This is a genomic window from Vibrio sp. sp1, from assembly GCF_016920955.1.
In the GTDB taxonomy this organism is placed as follows: domain Bacteria; phylum Pseudomonadota; class Gammaproteobacteria; order Enterobacterales; family Vibrionaceae; genus Vibrio; species Vibrio alginolyticus.
In genome coordinates this window covers 2,124,845-2,144,706 of the sequence record NZ_CP060589.1, presented here as the reverse complement: position 1 = coordinate 2,144,706, position 19,862 = coordinate 2,124,845, and the positions used below count along the sequence as shown (strand labels likewise).

At 50.0% G+C, this 19,862-nt stretch carries 17 protein-coding genes and 2 pseudogenes; 8 read left to right on the top strand and 11 right to left on the bottom strand.

The genetic code is table 11. From position 1 onward, the window contains the following. Positions 1-39: 39 nt before the first annotated feature. Complete coding sequence (locus H9L11_RS10080) at positions 40-1,296, top strand: D-amino acid dehydrogenase (RefSeq protein WP_205390730.1); 1,257 nt, start codon at positions 40-42, stop codon at positions 1,294-1,296. Between the two features lie 307 nt (positions 1,297-1,603). Next, a complete protein-coding gene (locus H9L11_RS10075; protein ID WP_005381681.1) occupies positions 1,604-3,151 on the top strand; it encodes an alanine/glycine:cation symporter family protein in 1,548 nt (515 codons plus the stop codon). A 100-nt stretch (positions 3,152-3,251) separates the two neighbouring features. Here the strand turns inward: H9L11_RS10075 and H9L11_RS10070 are convergent, their stop codons facing one another. The 3 genes from H9L11_RS10070 to H9L11_RS10060 form a co-directional block, all read right to left on the bottom strand. Beyond that, on the bottom strand, positions 3,252-3,842 hold the full coding sequence (locus H9L11_RS10070; protein ID WP_005381682.1) for a GPR1/FUN34/YaaH family transporter: 591 nt from the start codon (positions 3,840-3,842) through the stop codon (positions 3,252-3,254). A gap of 182 nt (positions 3,843-4,024) precedes the next feature. After that, entirely contained in the window at positions 4,025-5,728 is a 1,704-nt protein-coding gene (locus H9L11_RS10065) for a chitinase (protein ID WP_205390729.1), read from the bottom strand. Positions 5,729-5,940: 212 nt separating this feature from the next. Beyond that, positions 5,941-7,464, bottom strand: a complete 1,524-nt coding sequence (locus H9L11_RS10060; RefSeq protein ID WP_205390728.1) for a Na+/H+ antiporter NhaC family protein — start codon at positions 7,462-7,464, stop codon at positions 5,941-5,943. Between the two features lie 469 nt (positions 7,465-7,933). Here H9L11_RS10060 and sul2 point away from each other — a divergent pair, with 469 nt between their 5' ends. From sul2 to H9L11_RS10045, 3 genes are read left to right on the top strand one after another with little or no spacing between them, the layout of a single operon-like run. Further along, positions 7,934-8,749, top strand: a complete 816-nt coding sequence (sul2, locus tag H9L11_RS10055; RefSeq protein ID WP_001043260.1) for a sulfonamide-resistant dihydropteroate synthase Sul2 — start codon at positions 7,934-7,936, stop codon at positions 8,747-8,749. A 60-nt stretch (positions 8,750-8,809) separates the two neighbouring features. Further along, positions 8,810-9,613, top strand: coding sequence for an aminoglycoside O-phosphotransferase APH(3'')-Ib (gene aph(3'')-Ib, locus H9L11_RS10050; protein WP_001082319.1), 804 nt, complete (start codon positions 8,810-8,812; stop codon positions 9,611-9,613). After that, positions 9,613-10,449 carry an aminoglycoside O-phosphotransferase APH(6)-Id gene (locus H9L11_RS10045; protein WP_000480968.1) on the top strand — a complete coding sequence of 279 codons (837 nt, stop codon included), beginning with the start codon at positions 9,613-9,615 and terminating at the stop codon, positions 10,447-10,449. The genes aph(3'')-Ib and H9L11_RS10045 overlap by 1 nt, the downstream gene beginning before the upstream one ends. Before the next feature lie 106 nt (positions 10,450-10,555). Here the strand turns inward: H9L11_RS10045 and H9L11_RS10040 are convergent. The 8 genes and pseudogenes from H9L11_RS10040 to H9L11_RS10005 all read right to left on the bottom strand — a co-directional run. After that, positions 10,556-10,960 (bottom strand): annotated as a pseudogene (locus H9L11_RS10040) (IS91 family transposase); the annotation flags it as partial. A gap of 111 nt (positions 10,961-11,071) precedes the next feature. Further along, positions 11,072-11,377, bottom strand: coding sequence for a LysR family transcriptional regulator (locus H9L11_RS10035; protein WP_001255015.1), 306 nt, complete (start codon positions 11,375-11,377; stop codon positions 11,072-11,074). Between the two features lie 27 nt (positions 11,378-11,404). Continuing rightward, positions 11,405-12,619 (bottom strand): chloramphenicol/florfenicol efflux MFS transporter FloR, encoded by a 1,215-nt coding sequence (gene floR, locus H9L11_RS10030; RefSeq protein ID WP_000214119.1) that lies wholly within the window; start codon positions 12,617-12,619, stop codon positions 11,405-11,407. Positions 12,620-12,835: 216 nt separating this feature from the next. Beyond that, a complete protein-coding gene (locus H9L11_RS23530; RefSeq protein ID WP_001447541.1) occupies positions 12,836-13,720 on the bottom strand; it encodes a DUF3363 domain-containing protein in 885 nt (294 codons plus the stop codon). A 30-nt stretch (positions 13,721-13,750) separates the two neighbouring features. Continuing rightward, positions 13,751-14,779, bottom strand: a pseudogene (locus H9L11_RS10020) (IS91-like element ISVsa3 family transposase); the annotation flags it as partial. 431 nt (positions 14,780-15,210) lie between these two features. Then, entirely contained in the window at positions 15,211-15,723 is a 513-nt protein-coding gene (locus tag H9L11_RS10015; protein ID WP_086371372.1) for a dihydrofolate reductase, read from the bottom strand. Between the two features lie 345 nt (positions 15,724-16,068). Beyond that, positions 16,069-17,562 (bottom strand): IS91-like element ISVsa3 family transposase, encoded by a 1,494-nt coding sequence (locus tag H9L11_RS10010; RefSeq protein WP_001120888.1) that lies wholly within the window; start codon positions 17,560-17,562, stop codon positions 16,069-16,071. Between the two features lie 159 nt (positions 17,563-17,721). Further along, positions 17,722-17,907 (bottom strand): hypothetical protein, encoded by a 186-nt coding sequence (locus tag H9L11_RS10005; protein WP_000376300.1) that lies wholly within the window; start codon positions 17,905-17,907, stop codon positions 17,722-17,724. Positions 17,908-18,081: 174 nt separating this feature from the next. Between H9L11_RS10005 and H9L11_RS23640 the strand changes: the two genes are divergently transcribed. The 3 genes from H9L11_RS23640 to H9L11_RS09995 are packed head-to-tail and all read left to right on the top strand — an operon-like array spanning position 18,082 to position 19,637. Then, the gene (locus H9L11_RS23640; RefSeq protein ID WP_004395831.1) at positions 18,082-18,210 is read left to right on the top strand and encodes a hypothetical protein; all 129 of its coding nucleotides are present in this window, start codon (positions 18,082-18,084) and stop codon (positions 18,208-18,210) included. A 60-nt stretch (positions 18,211-18,270) separates the two neighbouring features. Next, complete coding sequence (locus H9L11_RS10000) at positions 18,271-18,573, top strand: hypothetical protein (RefSeq protein WP_240199925.1); 303 nt, start codon at positions 18,271-18,273, stop codon at positions 18,571-18,573. 32 nt (positions 18,574-18,605) lie between these two features. After that, positions 18,606-19,637: an IS630 family transposase gene (locus tag H9L11_RS09995; RefSeq protein ID WP_001927356.1), complete on the top strand. Its 1,032-nt coding sequence runs from the start codon at positions 18,606-18,608 to the stop codon at positions 19,635-19,637. Positions 19,638-19,862: the final 225 nt, after the last annotated feature.

The window sequence follows — 19,862 nt, the reverse complement described above, 5'->3', positions numbered from 1 at the left end:
AAGAAACTGAGCACTCTGATAAATGTGTGGAGTGCATCAATGGAAGTCATCGTATTAGGCAGCGGCGTTATCGGCTTAACCTCTGCTTGGTATTTATCTCAAGCAGGCTATCAAGTTACCGTCATTGACCGCCAACCAAGCAGTGCCATGGAAACGAGCTTCGCCAATGCCGGGCAGATCTCATATGGCTATTCTTCGCCTTGGGCTGCGCCTGGTGTTCCTGTTAAAGCCATTAAGTGGTTAATGGAGGAGCATGCTCCACTTAAAATCAAACCCACTCTGAATGCCGACATGATCCGCTGGGCGAGTAAAATGGTCGCGAACTGCACCCTACCTCGCTATCAAGTTAACAAGGCTCGCATGCTTTCGATCGCTAACCACAGCCGTATTTGCTTAGAACAGTTACGCCAAGAACACGCCATTGAGTATCAAGGACGTCAGTTTGGGACCTTGCAAGTATTCCGAACACATCAACAGCTGCAAGCTATTGAAAAGGACATGCAGCTCCTTGAACAAAGCGGAACCCGATTTAAGCTAATGGACGTCGAACAATGTATTGAACAAGAGCCAGGGCTTGCACTTGTGAAAGACAAACTGGTTGGTGGCTTGCATCTACCTGATGACGAAACGGGCGATTGCCATCAATTTTGCCAACAACTAACGGAGCTTGCTAAGGCACACGGTGTCCGATTTGAGTTCGATACTGAAGTAAGCAATTGGGTTACAGTAGGTAAAAAGATCATAGGTGTCCAAACGAACCGAGGACAATTTAAAGCAGACCAATATGTGGTGGCCTCTGGCAGCTACTCTACAGCGCTACTCAAGCAACTCGATATTGATATTCCGGTCTACCCTGTCAAAGGCTATTCACTCACCATCCCGATGGAAGATGAACACTTCTCTCCTCGATCTACTGTGATGGATGAAACCTATAAAGTCGCTATGACTCGATTTGATGACAGAATTCGCGTAGCTGGCACCGCAGAATTAGCAGGGTTTGATACTTCCCTTCCACAAAAGCGCAAAAACACCATCGAAATGGTCATCCGTGATCTTTTTCCTCGTTGTGGTGACTTCAGCCAAGCTGAGTTTTGGAGCGGCTTTAGGCCAATGACGCCTGATGGCACACCAATTATCGGCGCGACTAAATACGATAACCTTTTTACTAACACCGGACACGGAACTCTGGGCTGGACGATGGCTTGTGGTTCAGGTCAATTGCTAGCAAGCGTAATGAAAGGTGAAAAAGCAAAAGTGATGGATAATGCGGAGCTTAACCTTTGTCGTTACTCCTGAGGACATGACTGAACAAAAAACAGGCAGACACTTACTCCACAAAATGCATAACCACTGGCATTTTTAACTCATCAAAATCGCAGCACATTTAAATGACAATGTGCTGCATAATTAATCATCAGACAAATCTTCTACCTAAAAGGAGCAAATAAGCAATAAGAACCAAATTTTAACAACTGCTCTCCATTCTGTGTTCATCATCACGCTACAAAGGATTTGTAGCTAAAAAAGTTAACAATTGCATTACATAAAGGGTAATGTATTGTGTGAAAAACAACCACAAACACAACTAACAGGGAAAATACTCATGCAGTCATTAGTTGATTTTCTGAATGGAATTATTTGGAGCCCGGTACTGATCTATTTGTGCCTTGGCGCAGGTTTGTTCTATTCAATCATGACGCGTTTTGTACAAATTCGTCACTTCTTTGAGATGTGGCGCTTATTACTTTCAGGGAAGAGTTCAACAAAAGGGATATCATCATTTCAGGCACTTGCCGTTTCACTGTCTGGCCGTGTAGGTACAGGTAACATTGCTGGTGTTGCTGCTGCTATCGGTTTCGGTGGCCCAGGCGCCGTATTCTGGATGTGGGTCGTAGCCTTCTTTGGCGCTGCAACCGCATACGCAGAATCAACACTTGCACAAATTTATAAAGAAGAAGACGAAGGCGAGTTCCGTGGTGGCCCTGCTTACTATATTGAGAAAGCAATGGGACAAAAATGGTACGCTTGGATCTTTGCTATCGCGACCATCTTTGCTTGTGGTGTTCTACTTCCTGGCGTTCAATCGAACAGTATCGGTAACGCAGTAGAAGCCGCATTTGGCTCAGGTGACATGATTGAAACCGCTATTGGTACCTTCAGTTTTGCTAAAATTTTCACTGGTACGGTTGTTTGTGTCATTTTGGCTTTCATCATTTTTGGTGGCGTAAAGCGTATCGCGAACTTTACCCAAGTCGTTGTGCCATTTATGGCGTTAGCTTACATCATTACTGCGTTTGTCATCATCCTTCTAAACATTGGTGAGGTTCCACGCATTTTCGGCATGATCATTGGTGACGCGTTCACACCAATGGCAGGCGTTGGTGCAGCAATCGGCTGGGGTGTAAAACGTGGTGTCTACTCCAACGAAGCAGGTCAAGGTACTGGTCCTCACGCAGCAGCAGCAGCGAGTGTTGATCACCCAGCTCAGCAAGGTCTTGTTCAATCTTTCTCTATTTACATCGATACATTACTTGTGTGTTCAGCAACCGCGTTCATGATTCTTATCACTGGCGCGTACAACGTAAATGGTGCGATTGAGGGTACATTCCTGGTTCAAAACCTACCAGCGGATATTGGTGCAAATGGCCCTGTGTTTACACAGATGGCGATCGAAAGCGCACTACCTGGCGTGGGTAAGCCATTCATCGCAATCGCTCTATTCTTCTTCGCGTTTACGACCATTCTGGCTTACTACTACATTGCAGAAACGAACATTGCTTACATTCGTCGTACGTTCAAAGTAAATGGACTGATGTTTATTCTGAAAGTCATCATTATTTCATCCGTGTTCTACGGAACCGTGAAAACCGCCAACTTAGCATGGGCGATGGGTGATGTAGGCGTAGGACTGATGGCGTGGCTAAACATCATCGGTATTTTGATCATCTTCTTTATGTCGAAGCCTGCACTCAAAGCATTGAACGACTACGAAGAGCAACAAAAACGTGGTGTGACCGATTTTACATTTAACCCTGTTGCACTGGGCATTAAAGGCGCAGATTACTGGGAAGATAAGTACCGACGTAAAACGGGTAAAGCACCAACGGCAGACAGCAATAGCGCAGAAACTGTTGAGCAACCATCAACATAGCGTTATCACATAAATAAGAAAAAGCAGTGGTCCGATTGAGGACATAAAAAAGGGGGATTAACCAATGGTTAATCCCCCTTTCTTCATTATGAGTAACAGCTTAGGCGATAACCGCTTCAACTTTACGAGCGATTTTTGCTTTACCGACAGGTAATACTTCACGACCAAATTCGTTGTTCAGTACTTGCGCCATTGCAAAGTAAATTGCACTTGCGCCACAGAAGATACCCTCGAAGCCAGCGATAGCACCGATCACTTCGCTACCAGTGAAATCACGAGCAGCAAGCAAGAAGAACAGGATAGTTAGAGAACCAAATACCACTTGCTTCGCTGTTGGGTAACATAGAGAACCAATGAACATGAAACCAGTGAAGATGCCCCAAAGCGCTAGGTACCAACCCATAAAGCTTGCAGGGCTTGCAGGAAGACCCATGTGAGGCATTACGATTAGACCAACCAATGTTAGCCAAAATAGACCGTAAGAAGTAAACGCAGTTGTGCCGAACGTATCACCGCGTTTAAAACACATGATGCCAACGATTACTTGGCTAAGGCCACCGTAAAAGATGCCCATCGCTAGAATCATAGAGTCAATTGGGAAAAATCCTGCATTATGAATATTGAGCAGAATAGTGGTCATACCGAAACCCATTAGACCTAGCGGTGCTGGGTTAGCCAGTTTTGTCGACATGTACAAATACCTTTTTTCAAAAATGTTGATAAAAAATGCGCGCGAATTTTAATGGGCTCCAGAACAAAAGAGAAAAGCTGTTATTGAAAACTTAGATTCCATAAATAAACCACTACATATATAAAAAAAGACCCTGCAAAAAAGCAGAGTCTTTATAGATGGTTAGGTTGTTTTTTACTCGATCACTGACAAGAAATCTCGTCCCAGAACCAGTTGCTTTGCGTTGGGCTTTCCCACACTCCTGGGCCATTTTTCGCAACAAAACATTTGTTTTGGTACGTCACTTTATCGCCGTTAGCGACTTGCGTTACACCCGGCTCCCACTGAATAAAATTGCCTGTCACTGGTGGTTCTGGCTCGGTTACTGGCGGCTCAGGTTCTGTGACGGGCGGCTCTGGCTCAGTCACCGGTGGTTCAGGTTCCGTTGTAGGCGGCTCCGTAGGAGTGCCTGAAACCAGCTTCCACGGGTCTCCTTTCGTTGGCTCATTACCTTGTGACCACCATTTCGCTTCGTAAACAGCACCTTGGTAAGAGACTTGTTTCCCCGTGTTATATACTTTGCCAGAATCCCACGCTGCCACACCACCTACAGGCGGATCGACCGGATCCACTGGATCTAACTTGTCAACTACACGAACTTCTGGCCAACCCGCATGAGATTGGTAGAAGTTAGTTACACATTTCTCATAATCACCCGCAACTAGCGCAGAGTAAGCCGTTTGGAAACCAACAAGTTCACATTCAAAAGAGTGGCCTCCCGGACGATCTGAGTAGTATTTCCAGTTTCCATCCCAGTTGGTGTACAACACGTCTGTCGCACCATTCAGATTTAAGCTACCGTAAGGCGTCTGCTGCCAACAGGTATTGGTCTCATCGGCTTCAATTGGAATTTGATAATGGGCGGCAAGACCTTCCCAATAACGAATTCGGTTAACAGGTTGACCTTTATCCTTGTTTTGCTCACCACACTCAATACCACCATTGATCACGTTGATGGTGGTACCAAAGCCGTAACCAATGCCAGCATCAAGCTCACGCTGTGAAGGCACCCAAGTACGGTCAATCACATGTAGCATTGCAGGTTTCGGTGCTTGTGGGGTTAGGAAGAACCAGATAGCCGATGCTAAGTTCAGCCACGAATCCGCAACCAAGCCTGGATTTTTTAGCAATACAGATGCATCACCATCAAACATCACTTCAGAGAACGCGCCATAGTTAAAATGGTAAGAAAGCTGTTTTGCACCACGTCCAAAGTAACCTTGTCCAGGTTCACATGGCCAGCGTTTGTTTTGCCAGTCATTTTGACCACAACCTGTTGTGTAACCTTCTTGCCCTTCAGACCATCCCATTTCTCGCACATGAACCAAAGCTTGCTGCCACTCTTCCAACCCTAGCGGATTATCCGATACGTTATCGATCGAAATATGGCCACCGGTTTCTTGTGCAAAGTGAGCAAACGCTGTCATGATCGATTTTTTACAAATTGCATCCGAATCACGACCGTCTGTGTACTCACCACAGAATGCAGGGAACTTACCAATTGCACGTAGGAAACGCGTGTAAGTGTATTCAGGTGCCGCCATTTGAGTCAGGAAGTCCCACTCACTTTCGGGGAATACACGCTCTACACGCTTCACGTTTTCTGGGTTGGTTGTCGCCCCTGGAACAATCGCTTCAACTACTGAGTTCGGGCGTGTCTCTAATGCTTGTGACCAAATGGCATACATAGGATCAGAAGTTTTGCTTTGCTCTACGGCTTGAACGTCACCACGAGCAATAACATAACCATTCGGATTTTGCGGATCGGGCTGAATATTCATACTCGCATTCACTTGTGCTGCTAAGACACAACTCAATGCAAGAGGAAGATGTTTGAGTGCAAACATGTCTAGTCTCCGGATTTCAACAATACAATATACGAGGAATAACTAGACATATAGTGGATCATATATACGAAACACCGAGCCAAGTACGTTGATTCTGCGAGACAAAATGAATAAATAGGTCCTCACACACATTTTGTCACAAGAAAAATGTTACCTTGACTCAAAAGAAAAGCGGAGACCCTGTGAGCCTCCGCTTTGTGATGTTTCTCTCTTTATTGTTCTGCCGAAACCACCTCTAGCTTCGCGGTTGACTTTTGTTTAGACAGCACAAAATAAACCACACACTGAGAAATAATTACGGCAAGCACAATCACTGGTGAGGCGTTGATTCCAGCTAAAAGAAAACACCCCAATGCGATCATTCCATTGAGTAATGCGTAAGGTAATTGTGTACGGAAGTGCTCATACTGTTCACACCCCGCTCCTGTCGACGACAAAATCGTAGTTTCAGAGATGGGAGAACAGTGATCGCCAAACAAGCCACCAGATAATACCGCACCAATACAAACCAACAGTGGTGCATCAATCGCGACGGCAGTTGGGATCACTAATGGCATCATGATGGCAAACGTCCCCCAAGATGATCCCGTAGCGAACGAGATAATACCGGCCAGTAAAAACGTAACCGCTGGCAATAACCAGTAAGGGAAACCGGCTTGAGCTTGTTCAGCAATGTATGCAGCTGCACCTAATTCTTTCCCAACCGAGCTAAGCGCCCAAGCCAATACCAGAATCACCGCCACTGACATCATGTTTGACATCCCTTTCAGATAAACCTGAATACCATCCGAAAGCTTTCTTACGCCATAAAACGCCATCAGCGCAATTAAAGTGAAGGCCGCGAAGAAATATGCAGAAGAAAGTGCAGCCCTAAACGTTGATCCTGCCACTTTTTGAAATGGAAAACCGTGTGGCACGAGGATGGTACATAGAACCACCAGCATAACGAGCAAAGGCGCCCATACAAAACTGGATTTTGCATTTTTATGCGTAAACACATTCATAGACTCCTGTACTTTCCCAAAGTCGGAGCCCTGTTCTGCTAACTGCTCAGCCTTCGCCATCGGTCCGAAATCTAATTTGAAGAAAGAGACAATCGGCACAATCGCGATCGCAAGAAAGGCGTAAAACTGATACGGGATCGCGCCAATGAAAGCATCCCAATCACTCATACTGACATTCAGGGCAGTAAACTCTTTTTGAATCAATCCCATGATGTAAACGCCCCATCCGATAAAAGGGATCAAGATTGCGACGGGAGAGGAAGTAGAGTCGATAATAAAAGCTAATTTTTGGCGTGATACTTTTAACTTATCAAATAAAGGGCGAAAAACAGGACCAACAATCAACGGTGTACCAAGGTCAGAGAAGAAAATAACCACACCACCGAACCAAGCGGACAGTTGAGCTTGGCACTTACTCGCCACCCATTGAGTGACCTTTTTAGCAAACGCCACACCACCGCCAGATTTCTCCATCAAGGCAACAAAGCCACCAATAAAGACCAAGAGCAAAATGACGCCCGCATTGTAGCTGTCAGTTAATTGCGGCAGTAGATAGCTTTTCATCAATGCACTAAACGAGTCTAGTGGCCCTTTTTCGACAAATGTCCCTTCAAGCATAGCGACACCACTCACCACACCGGCGAATAAACCAACAACGACATTTCTTGTGGTCAGCGCGAGGAAAAGAGTAATAAGGATGGGAATGAGAGAGGTAACGTCAGCCTGTTCCATAGCAATACCATTTATGATAATTAAACAATTAAAATGAATATATATTTAATTTAACCGCATATATATCTCTCAAAAAAAAGTTGAGCCACCTCTTCACAAACTTGAAGTACAAAAAAACCAGCCCGAAGGCTGGTTCTTATAAACTCAACTGTCTAGAGGAAAATTATTCCACTCTATTGTAAACAAGACATTTTTATCTTTTATATTCAATGGCTTATTTTCCTGCTAATTGGTAATACCATGAAAAATACCATGCTCAGAAAAGGCTTAACAATATTTTGAAAAATTGCCTACTGAGCGCTGCCGCACAGCTCCATAGGCCGCTTTCCTGGCTTTGCTTCCAGATGTATGCTATTCTGCTCCTGCAGCTAATGGATCACCGCAAACAGGTTACTCGCCTGGGGATTCCCTTTCGACCCGAGCATCCGTATGAGACTCATGCTCGATTATTATTATTATAGAAGCCCCCATGAATAAATCGCTCATCATTTTCGGCATCGTCAACATAACCTCGGACAGTTTCTCCGATGGAGGCCGGTATCTGGCGCCAGACGCAGCCATTGCGCAGGCGCGTAAGCTGATGGCCGAGGGGGCAGATGTGATCGACCTCGGTCCGGCATCCAGCAATCCCGACGCCGCGCCTGTTTCGTCCGACACAGAAATCGCGCGTATCGCGCCGGTGCTGGACGCGCTCAAGGCAGATGGCATTCCCGTCTCGCTCGACAGTTATCAACCCGCGACGCAAGCCTATGCCTTGTCGCGTGGTGTGGCCTATCTCAATGATATTCGCGGTTTTCCAGACGCTGCGTTCTATCCGCAATTGGCGAAATCATCTGCCAAACTCGTCGTTATGCATTCGGTGCAAGACGGGCAGGCAGATCGGCGCGAGGCACCCGCTGGCGACATCATGGATCACATTGCGGCGTTCTTTGACGCGCGCATCGCGGCGCTGACGGGTGCCGGTATCAAACGCAACCGCCTTGTCCTTGATCCCGGCATGGGGTTTTTTCTGGGGGCTGCTCCCGAAACCTCGCTCTCGGTGCTGGCGCGGTTCGATGAATTGCGGCTGCGCTTCGATTTGCCGGTGCTTCTGTCTGTTTCGCGCAAATCCTTTCTGCGCGCGCTCACAGGCCGTGGTCCGGGGGATGTCGGGGCCGCGACACTCGCTGCAGAGCTTGCCGCCGCCGCAGGTGGAGCTGACTTCATCCGCACACACGAGCCGCGCCCCTTGCGCGACGGGCTGGCGGTATTGGCGGCGCTGAAAGAAACCGCAAGAATTCGTTAACTGCACATTCGGGATATTTCTCTATATTCGCGCTTCATCAGAAAACTGAAGGAACCTCCATTGAATCGAACTAATATTTTTTTTGGTGAATCGCATTCTGACTGGTTGCCTGTCAGAGGCGGAGAATCTGGTGATTTTGTTTTTCGACGTGGTGACGGGCATGCCTTCGCGAAAATCGCACCTGCTTCCCGCCGCGGTGAGCTCGCTGGAGAGCGTGACCGCCTCATTTGGCTCAAAGGTCGAGGTGTGGCTTGCCCCGAGGTCATCAACTGGCAGGAGGAACAGGAGGGTGCATGCTTGGTGATAACGGCAATTCCGGGAGTACCGGCGGCTGATCTGTCTGGAGCGGATTTGCTCAAAGCGTGGCCGTCAATGGGGCAGCAACTTGGCGCTGTTCACAGCCTATCGGTTGATCAATGTCCGTTTGAGCGCAGGCTGTCGCGAATGTTCGGACGCGCCGTTGATGTGGTGTCCCGCAATGCCGTCAATCCCGACTTCTTACCGGACGAGGACAAGAGTACGCCGCAGCTCGATCTTTTGGCTCGTGTCGAACGAGAGCTACCGGTGCGGCTCGACCAAGAGCGCACCGATATGGTTGTTTGCCATGGTGATCCCTGCATGCCGAACTTCATGGTGGACCCTAAAACTCTTCAATGCACGGGTCTGATCGACCTTGGGCGGCTCGGAACAGCAGATCGCTATGCCGATTTGGCACTCATGATTGCTAACGCCGAAGAGAACTGGGCAGCGCCAGATGAAGCAGAGCGCGCCTTCGCTGTCCTATTCAATGTATTGGGGATCGAAGCCCCCGACCGCGAACGCCTTGCCTTCTATCTGCGATTGGACCCTCTGACTTGGGGTTGATGTTCATGCCGCCTGTTTTTCCTGCTCATTGGCACGTTTCGCAACCTGTTCTCATTGCGGACACCTTTTCCAGCCTCGTTTGGAAAGTTTCATTGCCAGACGGGACTCCTGCAATCGTCAAGGGATTGAAACCTATAGAAGACATTGCTGATGAACTGCGCGGGGCCGACTATCTGGTATGGCGCAATGGGAGGGGAGCAGTCCGGTTGCTCGGTCGTGAGAACAATCTGATGTTGCTCGAATATGCCGGGGAGCGAATGCTCTCTCACATCGTTGCCGAGCACGGCGACTACCAGGCGACCGAAATTGCAGCGGAACTAATGGCGAAGCTGTATGCCGCATCTGAGGAACCCCTGCCTTCTGCCCTTCTCCCGATCCGGGATCGCTTTGCAGCTTTGTTTCAGCGGGCGCGCGATGATCAAAACGCAGGTTGTCAAACTGACTACGTCCACGCGGCGATTATAGCCGATCAAATGATGAGCAATGCCTCGGAACTGCGTGGGCTACATGGCGATCTGCATCATGAAAACATCATGTTCTCCAGTCGCGGCTGGCTGGTGATAGATCCCGTCGGTCTGGTCGGTGAAGTGGGCTTTGGCGCCGCCAATATGTTCTACGATCCGGCTGACAGAGACGACCTTTGTCTCGATCCTAGACGCATTGCACAGATGGCGGACGCATTCTCTCGTGCGCTGGACGTCGATCCGCGTCGCCTGCTCGACCAGGCGTACGCTTATGGGTGCCTTTCCGCAGCTTGGAACGCGGATGGAGAAGAGGAGCAACGCGATCTAGCTATCGCGGCCGCGATCAAGCAGGTGCGACAGACGTCATACTAGATATCAAGCGACTTCTCCTATCCCCTGGGAACACATCAATCTCACCGGAGAATATCGCTGGCCAAAGCCTTAGCGTAGGATTCCGCCCCTTCCCGCAAACGACCCCAAACAGGAAACGCAGCTGAAACGGGAAGCTCAACACCCACTGACGCATGGGTTGTTCAGGCAGTACTTCATCAACCAGCAAGGCGGCACTTTCGGCCATCCGCCGCGCCCCACAGCTCGGGCAGAAACCGCGACGCTTACAGCTGAAAGCGACCAGGTGCTCGGCGTGGCAAGACTCGCAGCGAACCCGTAGAAAGCCATGCTCCAGCCGCCCGCATTGGAGAAATTCTTCAAATTCCCGTTGCACATAGCCCGGCAATTCCTTTCCCTGCTCTGCCATAAGCGCAGCGAATGCCGGGTAATACTCGTCAACGATCTGATAGAGAAGGGTTTGCTCGGGTCGGTGGCTCTGGTAACGACCAGTATCCCGATCCCGGCTGGCCGTCCTGGCCGCCACATGAGGCATGTTCCGCGTCCTTGCAATACTGTGTTTACATACAGTCTATCGCTTAGCGGAAAGTTCTTTTACCCTCAGCCGAAATGCCTGCCGTTGCTAGACATTGCCAGCCAGTGCCCGTCACTCCGCGGTCTTCACTGCGTGATCGAGTTGATCGACACCCGCCGTGACACGCTCCATGAAGTGCCTGCCTGCGTCTGTTAGCCGAACGCCCCGCGCATGGCGCTCAAATAGCAGGACACCAAGGTTATCCTCCAGCGCTTTCACACGCGCGCTGACGCTCGACTGGCTGATACCAAGTGCCTTGGCCGCATGCCGAAAATTCAGATGCTCGGCGACGGCGATGAACTGAACAAGGGAAATGAGCGGTATCCTGCCAGACAGGATACCGACATTCACGAGGTTTCGATGGTTAGTGCGCCGCATCGGAGCGGGCCTGCTACCAGTCGTCGGTTAGACGACTGGCGACTTCTCGGTGGCAGCCCCACGGAGCCGAAGGAGCACCAGCCCCAACGAAACCAGTACCGCCATCGCCGTGGCGTAACAGATCACGGGCCACGCTGTGTCACCGTTTAAAAGTGCCACCGCCAATGTCCCGACAATGCTGACTATCAGGCTTTGAACGCAGAAGTAGAACGCGACCGCTGATCCCGCGATGTCGTCGAACTCTGCCAAAGCGCCGTTCGCGGTAACGGACACCGTGAAGACAATACCGACCGCGACAACCCACATCGGTAGGATGAAGGTGAGGAATGACGGCGAGCCGTAAAGTTCGCCGATCCCCAACAGGACCGCTCCGCAAACAAGCAACGCCATCCCACGCGCCACGCATCCTGCGATGCCCCATCTGGCGACAAAGGACTTCGCGAAACGGGTTGTCACGATCATTACAAGCGCGACAGTGGCGAAGGCAAAGCTGAATCCGATCTCGGAATATTCCGCTTGGCCTATGAGCACACGGGGAGCCGTCGAGAAGAAGACGAAGAAGGTGCCCATACCGGCGCTAAAGCCGACAGTGTAAACCCAAAAAGCCGGACTCGCGAAGATCGGCAAGACAGATCGGCGCGTCTTGACTTGATCCAGAGGGCGGGTTTCGTGCCACCTGAAACCCGCATTTAGGAGTGCGAGCATCGCCAGTATAGCCAAAGTAATGAATATCGCCTGCCATCCCAAGAACTCGCCGATCAATGCTCCGGCGATAGGGCCGAGCGCAGGCACGAACGCCAGCATCGAACTGAAAAGGCCGTAGATGACGACACCCTCAGGACGGTTGGCATAAACGTCGCGAACCGTCGCGAACGTCGCCACCAGCATGGCCGACGCGCCCACTGCTTGAAGTAGACGGAAAGCGACAAAGGCCGGTGCAGTTGAAGACCAAGCTGCTCCCAGAGACGCAATGACGAAAGCCGTTGCGCCCGCAAGTAGAATTGGCCGTCGCCCGATTCTGTCTGAGAGCGGACCAAAAATCACCTGGCCCACGCCGAGCATCACCATATAGAGGCTCAACGTGAGTTGGATCATAGCGGGCGTCGTGTTCAGGATGCCGGGCATCGCTGGAACGACAGGGAGATAAATATCCATCGCCAGTGAAGCGAGGATGTCGAAAGGAGCCATCAGCAGCAGTGCTGCCGGCAGCGTATAGGCCCACGCGGGGCGTGTGGTGGTCATGACGAATCAACCCTCGATTAAGGAATACCGGGCGACGTCTGCTCGTCAGCAATCAGATGAGACTAGCCTTACAGAGCGCCGCAACAACAATACTGGTTGTTGCGGCTTACTTGTCTGCTGACTTGGAATTTCCCATCTGATTACTCCACGCTTACGAATATGAATTGCTACATTTTATCCGATTATCTTTTGCTTCGCAATGCGGCATGGGCGCACTCAGCGTTCCAGCCCCCTCTGCCGCCCTAACTGCCACGACACCGACCCGCCCTGCACGATGCCCATAACCTCGCGGCCGAGTTGGCGGTCGATGATCGGCCGCCACGGGACAAGGGTGAACTCATGGGATTTCTCGACCACGGCGAACTTGCCGCTCGATAGATGCACGGTTCCGGTAAACTTGCCGCTGACGCTCTCGCCGTCCGTGGCGGCGCGGAACGGCAGGCCCTTACTCAAAGCCATATCCGATCCGACGCCGGCTACCTCGCGCTCCCGCAGGATGGCGAGAAGGTTGCGCCGGTAGAAGACGCGGCTGTCCCGGCTGCGGGTGGCGTCGCCCTGTTCGATATGGTGCTCGCGGCGCTGGTCCATGGCTTCGCGGACTTGTTGCCCGAAGCCGGTTGGCGCAAGGTCGGCCGTCTCGCCGTGGATCAGCCGCCGGTCCAGCCAGGTCGCGCCGTCCGATCCGATCTGTTTGTTCAGATCGACCGGGGAAAGGACGCGAACGCTGGCCTGACTGTCTCGGCCGGCGTCATGGGCGGCGGCACGGCTGACCAGATCATCGGGGATGCGCCATTGGTCGGCGTCGATCCGCTCGACGATACCGGCCCGGCGTAGCGCCTCCAGCCGGCGCACATGGGCATCGACATAGCCCTCATAGTCGCCGCCTGGAACGCGGCACGTATAGGAAGAATAAACGCCCTTTTCACCCAAGTCCAACAGCTTTGGACCGCAGTTGACTCTTTCGACACCCCTGCGATGCAACCCAATCCGGCTGACGGGGAGCCAGCAACGCTGAAAATTTACCCTCCTCTTTCCCACTAGCGGCTCCTTTTCCGACAACCAGCACGGCGGATCCCTGCCGCGGCGCTGTGAACGCAGCATTTTGATTGGTATCGTTGGCCTTCAGGCTCGTCAGTCAAACAGACCCAGGAGCAGCTCAGCCGGTGGCGCCCGGCTTTCGGGTAACGCCCTGGTCCCGCTGGTTTCGGCTTTGTGCTTCAGGTGATCAAGGATCTGCTTGATCACTATAGGGTCTTCAATGCAGGCGATGACTTTCATGGCGCCGCCGCAGCCGCTGCAGGTCTCGATGTCGATATTGAAAACACGCTTGAGCCGTTGCGCCCATGTCATCGACGCTCGCCGTTGTGCTGGTGTTGCCGGTTCATCAGCCACCCTGACCTTGTTGCCCCTGCCCCGTTTTGCCGGCGTGACCAACGCCCGGTGCCGACTGTTGGGTGCGAACACCCCGTGGAAGCGGGTTAGGTTGACTCTGGGCTTCGGTACCAGGGCGGCCAGCCTTGCAATGAAATCCAATGGTTCGAAAATGACGTGCGTGGTGCCGTCCCGGTACGGCGTCTTGAGCTGGTAGCGCACGTTGCCGCCTCGTGTTAACGACAGCCGCTTCTCGGATACCGCCGGGCGGCTGATGTACCGGCACAGCCGTTCGAGCTTCTTGCGTTCATCGGCCCTGGCCGCCACGCCGGCGTGCAGGCTGGACCCGGCTACCTTGCCAATCCCGTCACCGAACGGATCACCACTGGTCGGCAGAGTTTGCAAAGTGAACACCTTTCGCCCCGCCTGTGAACCGACAGCGATACGGTAAGTGATCGAGTGCCCCAGCAGGGGTGTCATCGGGTCGTCATCCACCGCATCCGAGGCCAGATAGCTGTTTTCGACATCCCGTTCCAGCAGGCCTTGCCGTTCCAGATAGCGACCCACCCGGTGGGCGATGGTGTGCGTCAGCTGGGTGAGCTCTGGGCTGGTCGGCGCCTTGACCCAGCGGAAACGCGCTGAGCCGTGGGATTGCTCGACATACACACCGTCGAGAAACAGCATGTGGAAGTGAACATTCAGATTGAGCGCCGATCCAAAACGCTGGATCAGGGTGACCGCGCCCGTCTTGGCCACTTGGTGGGTATGGCCCGCTTTCTTGACCAGGTGCCAATACCCATCTTTGTATCAACTCCCCTTCCTGCCCGGCATCCCCGCAATTGATGACTTCAGAACAAGATGCTACCAATTTTTCAATAACAGCAAATTGCCTTTTTACTCCATCGTTATCAATTAGTTTAATGCCAAATTTTTTAGGTACAATTGGCAGATCTTCCAATTTCCAGTATTTCCAATTTTCTTTGTAATCATGGGGTTCATTCAATGTACACAGATGGCCAAAAGTCCAGGTTACCCAATAGCCATTTCCTTCATAAAAGCCGTTGTTGCGTTGTTTTGCACCAATTACTTCGGCAATATCTTTTGCCACAGAAGGTTTTTCAGCTATACATAAAATCATAAGGAGGCAAAGTTAGTAAGGTCGTTGAAGTTTTGAAACCGTTACATACAAAACATTTCAACAAAAACAGTAAGTTTTAGAGTTATTTACGTGTATATTTTTTTATTTCAAAAGCAAAAGCGTGTTTTTCATCAATACCCTGTTTCAGTACAGTTTCACTATTCCACTCAGATTCAGAAAATTTAGGAAAAAAAGTATCTGCGTCAAACACTCCATCTACTTGTGTGATATACATTTCTTGAAGGATGTTTCGCTGCATAACTTCTGCATAAATTTGTCCCCCACCAATGATGAAAACAGTTCTTTCGGTTTCATTTTTATAGAACTCTAAACATTCAGTAAGTGAAAAAAAGACATGAGCTCCTGGTGCTTGATAGCCGATTTGGTGAGTTAAAACGGCATTTTCACGATTTGGCAAGGGTCTAAATTTCTCAGGAATAGATTCATAATTTTTACGTCCGGTTATTACTACATGACCTGTTGAAGTTTCTTTAAAGAATTTCATATCAGCCGGCAATTTCCATAACAAATCGTTGTCTTTACCAATGCCAAAATTTTTATCCATGGCAACAATTAATGATAGTTTCATAATGATCGGTATTGAATAATTAATTTTTTATTTGAGGCATTAAGCACATGCAATAATTTCTCAATTGGTTTTTTCACCTTTTCTTTCAAATGTAACTCATCTGCAGTTTGAATCATACGTATAGGAAGAATAAACGCCCTTTTCACCCAAGTCCAACAGCTTTGGACCGCAGTTGACTCTTTCGACACCCCTGCGATGCAACCCAATCCGGCTGACGGGGAGCCAGCAACGCTGAAAATTTACCCTCCTCTTTCCCACTAGCGGCTCCTTTTCCGACAACCAGCACGGCGGATCCCTGCCGCGGCGCTGTGAACGCAGCATTTTGATTGGTATCGTTGGCCTTCAGGCTCGTCAGTCAAACAGACCCAGGAGCAGCTCAGCCGGTGGCGCCCGGCTTTCGGGTAACGCCCTGGTCCCGCTGGTTTCGGCTTTGTGCTTCAGGTGATCAAGGATCTGCTTGATCACTATAGGGTCTTCAATGCAGGCGATGACTTTCATGGCGCCGCCGCAGCCGCTGCAGGTCTCGATGTCGATATTGAAAACACGCTTGAGCCGTTGCGCCCATGTCATCGACGCTCGCCGTTGTGCTGGTGTTGCCGGTTCATCAGCCACCCTGACCTTGTTGCCCCTGCCCCGTTTTGCCGGCGTGACCAACGCCCGGTGCCGACTGTTGGGTGCGAACACCCCGTGGAAGCGGGTTAGGTTGACTCTGGGCTTCGGTACCAGGGCGGCCAGCCTTGCAATGAAATCCAATGGTTCGAAAATGACGTGCGTGGTGCCGTCCCGGTACGGCGTCTTGAGCTGGTAGCGCACGTTGCCGCCTCGTGTTAACGACAGCCGCTTCTCGGATACCGCCGGGCGGCTGATGTACCGGCACAGCCGTTCGAGCTTCTTGCGTTCATCGGCCCTGGCCGCCACGCCGGCGTGCAGGCTGGACCCGGCTACCTTGCCAATCCCGTCACCGAACGGATCACCACTGGTCGGCAGAGTTTGCAAAGTGAACACCTTTCGCCCCGCCTGTGAACCGACAGCGATACGGTAAGTGATCGAGTGCCCCAGCAGGGGTGTCATCGGGTCGTCATCCACCGCATCCGAGGCCAGATAGCTGTTTTCGACATCCCGTTCCAGCAGGCCTTGCCGTTCCAGATAGCGACCCACCCGGTGGGCGATGGTGTGCGTCAGCTGGGTGAGCTCTGGGCTGGTCGGCGCCTTGACCCAGCGGAAACGCGCTGAGCCGTGGGATTGCTCGACATACACACCGTCGAGAAACAGCATGTGGAAGTGAACATTCAGATTGAGCGCCGATCCAAAACGCTGGATCAGGGTGACCGCGCCCGTCTTGGCCACTTGGTGGGTATGGCCCGCTTTCTTGACCAGGTGCGTGGCAATGACGCGGTAAACGATGCCCAGCACCCACCCCATGATCTCGGGCCGGCTGGCAAACAGGAAACGCAGCTGAAACGGGAAGCTCAACACCCACTGACGCATGGGTTGTTCAGGCAGTACTTCATCAACCAGCAAGGCGGCACTTTCGGCCATCCGCCGCGCCCCACAGCTCGGGCAGAAACCGCGACGCTTACAGCTGAAAGCGACCAGGTGCTCGGCGTGGCAAGACTCGCAGCGAACCCGTAGAAAGCCATGCTCCAGCCGCCCGCATTGGAGAAATTCTTCAAATTCCCGTTGCACATAGCCCGGCAATTCCTTTCCCTGCTCTGCCATAAGCGCAGCGAATGCCGGGTAATACTCGTCAACGATCTGATAGAGAAGGGTTTGCTCGGGTCGGTGGCTCTGGTAACGACCAGTATCCCGATCCCGGCTGGCCGTCCTGGCCGCCACATGAGGCATGTTCCGCGTCCTTGCAATACTGTGTTTACATACAGTCTATCGCTTAGCGGAAAGTTCTTTTACCCTCAGCCGAAATGCCTGCCGTTGCTAGACATTGCCAGCCAGTGCCCGTCACTCCCACTCGAATATCAATGACAAGAAAATCAATCTATATAACAGCTAGTTAGAAAAGCGCCCGTTATCGATACCATCATCTATACCATGCACAGAATTTTTTTGATTTTTTGCTGTTCGTCGACGTTTTAGTTCAGTTTTGGCCCAGGCTGACGATTCTGCCATGTCACGACGAAGCTCTTGTTTCTCTTCATCAGTAAGCACTCGCGGGCTCGATGCAACTCTATCCACCTTGTAACTCCAACTTGTCGTTGTACATTTTAGATAGCGTATCAAAACATGAGTTACCAGCAAGGAACCTTAAGCGTATTTTTAGATTATTTTTCATACACATCTTGAAAACCATTAGCATTGACCAAATAGTGTACAGTGAGGAATGACCTCATCATAAACAAGGATAAAATTATGGGTTTGAAACCAGGACCAAAACCAATAGCCAAGTCGACCGGCAAGCCAGATCAACGTCGACGTGATAACAAAAAAACGCCAGGCAACACTCCAGGCCTAAAGCCGAGTAAATCCTCTACCAAGTAACGCTACCTCAATATAGAGTCAGATTAAGTCGCACTGACTCTTTACTAAAAAGGAAAACTGATGACAGTAAGTGCGCCCACTATTCAAGATGTTTTGAAGGGAGTTGGTACTAAAGAGTTTTGGATTGGAGGCTTTGTAGTTGGAGCAGTGGTCTTCAGTCTTGGTTTAGCCTACTACAATGTGCAAACAGAATTGGATAAGAAAAATCTAGAGTTAGCAACTAAAAACTTAGAAATGCATAAAATTCAATTTGAAAACGATAACAAGCACCTATCTAGGGAATTGAAAAGTGCACAAAGCGAATTATCTGAGTTAAAGGTTCAATACGAAAAATCTATACCCGTGATCATTGAAGATGCTTGATTTTCGATAGAATCAGGAGCATGCTACGAACCATGAAAATTACACTGACTCCTCAACAGAAACTGCAACTCGAACAAATGCACGACATTGAACGTGATAGTCGAGTTTGCGACCGTATTAAGGCTGTTTTGCTGGCTTCTGAAGGCTGGAGTCAGACTATGATTTCACAAGCTCTTCGTATTCATGAATCGACCGTTGCTCGTCATCTCAGCGACTACGTTCTTTCTGAAAAACTTAAGCCTGAAAATGGCGGAAGCCAAAGCAAGCTTTCTGCTACTCAAACCATGCACCTAATCGAGCATTTGACTGAGAAAACCTATTCTCATACGCATCAAATTGTCACTTACGTTAAAGAGACATTTGGACTGGATTACACGGTTTCTGGTATGAATAAATGGCTTCACCACAATGGTTTTAGCTACAAGCAACCGAAAGGCGTACCACACAAGTTTGATGAAGCACAACAGCAAGCATTTATAGAGGCTTATGAAGCGTTAAAGGCAAGCTGTGGCAAGGATGAATCGATAGTCTTTATCGACGCAGTTCACCCAACACTATCAACAAAAATATCTCATGGCTGGATACGAACTGGTCAGGATAAAGTGATTGAAACAACGGGTAATCGTAGCCGATTGAACATTATTGGCGCACTGAACTTGTCGGATATTGGAGCAACCATTGTTCACAACTATGAGAGCATTAACAGTGAATCGATTGTTCGCTTTTTCTGTGAGTTAAGAAAGAGTTATCCCTTAGCTCATAAGCTTCATATCATCTTGGATGGTGCGGGATATCACCGCAGTGACTTAGTCAAAGATGCGGCGTTTGTCCTGAATATTGAACTGCATTATCTTCCACCTTACAGTCCAAACCTCAACCCAATCGAGCGGCTATGGAAAGTAATGAATGAGAAGTCGAGGAACAACGTTTACTTCAAAAGAAAACGGGACTTCAAGGCGGCAATAGACCAATTTTTTGCAGTGACTCTTCCAGAGATCGCAGGCTCTTTGACATCTCGAATTAATGATAATTTTCAGGTTCTCAAGCCAGCATCTTCAAGTTGATTCGGTATATTACAAACCAAAAGACCTTATATAAAGTAATAGCTGAGCGTTGTAATGAGCAACGAAAATACCTTAAAGCACTCCATGCAGATTATGGCTTTCAGACTAAATACACTGCAAACTATGAGTATCTATCTATATTAGAAAAGGTTATCGTTCAAATTGGTGAATACGCTGAAAATTGTTAGCCTCTCATCATTGACATAACTCACCTTTATTCCCGAA

Excerpts from the sequence above, each read along its gene's own strand:
- H9L11_RS23640 (WP_004395831.1), top strand. The coding sequence starts at position 18,082 with ATGGGTTTGAAACCAGGACCAAAACCAATAGCCAAGTCGACCGGCAAG.
- H9L11_RS10045 (WP_000480968.1), top strand. The coding sequence starts at position 9,613 with ATGTTCATGCCGCCTGTTTTTCCTGCTCATTGGCACGTTTCGCAACCT.
- H9L11_RS10075 (WP_005381681.1), top strand. The coding sequence starts at position 1,604 with ATGCAGTCATTAGTTGATTTTCTGAATGGAATTATTTGGAGCCCGGTA.
- floR (WP_000214119.1), bottom strand. The coding sequence starts at position 12,619 with ATGACCACCACACGCCCCGCGTGGGCCTATACGCTGCCGGCAGCACTG.
- H9L11_RS10080 (WP_205390730.1), top strand. The coding sequence starts at position 40 with ATGGAAGTCATCGTATTAGGCAGCGGCGTTATCGGCTTAACCTCTGCT.
- H9L11_RS23530 (WP_001447541.1), bottom strand. The coding sequence starts at position 13,720 with ATGCTGCGTTCACAGCGCCGCGGCAGGGATCCGCCGTGCTGGTTGTCG.
- sul2 (WP_001043260.1), top strand. The coding sequence starts at position 7,934 with ATGAATAAATCGCTCATCATTTTCGGCATCGTCAACATAACCTCGGAC.
- H9L11_RS09995 (WP_001927356.1), top strand. The coding sequence starts at position 18,606 with ATGAAAATTACACTGACTCCTCAACAGAAACTGCAACTCGAACAAATG.
- H9L11_RS10060 (WP_205390728.1), bottom strand. The coding sequence starts at position 7,464 with ATGGAACAGGCTGACGTTACCTCTCTCATTCCCATCCTTATTACTCTT.
- H9L11_RS10035 (WP_001255015.1), bottom strand. The coding sequence starts at position 11,377 with ATGCGGCGCACTAACCATCGAAACCTCGTGAATGTCGGTATCCTGTCT.
- H9L11_RS10000 (WP_240199925.1), top strand. The coding sequence starts at position 18,271 with ATGACAGTAAGTGCGCCCACTATTCAAGATGTTTTGAAGGGAGTTGGT.
- H9L11_RS10070 (WP_005381682.1), bottom strand. The coding sequence starts at position 3,842 with ATGTCGACAAAACTGGCTAACCCAGCACCGCTAGGTCTAATGGGTTTC.
- H9L11_RS10010 (WP_001120888.1), bottom strand. The coding sequence starts at position 17,562 with ATGCCTCATGTGGCGGCCAGGACGGCCAGCCGGGATCGGGATACTGGT.
- H9L11_RS10065 (WP_205390729.1), bottom strand. The coding sequence starts at position 5,728 with ATGTTTGCACTCAAACATCTTCCTCTTGCATTGAGTTGTGTCTTAGCA.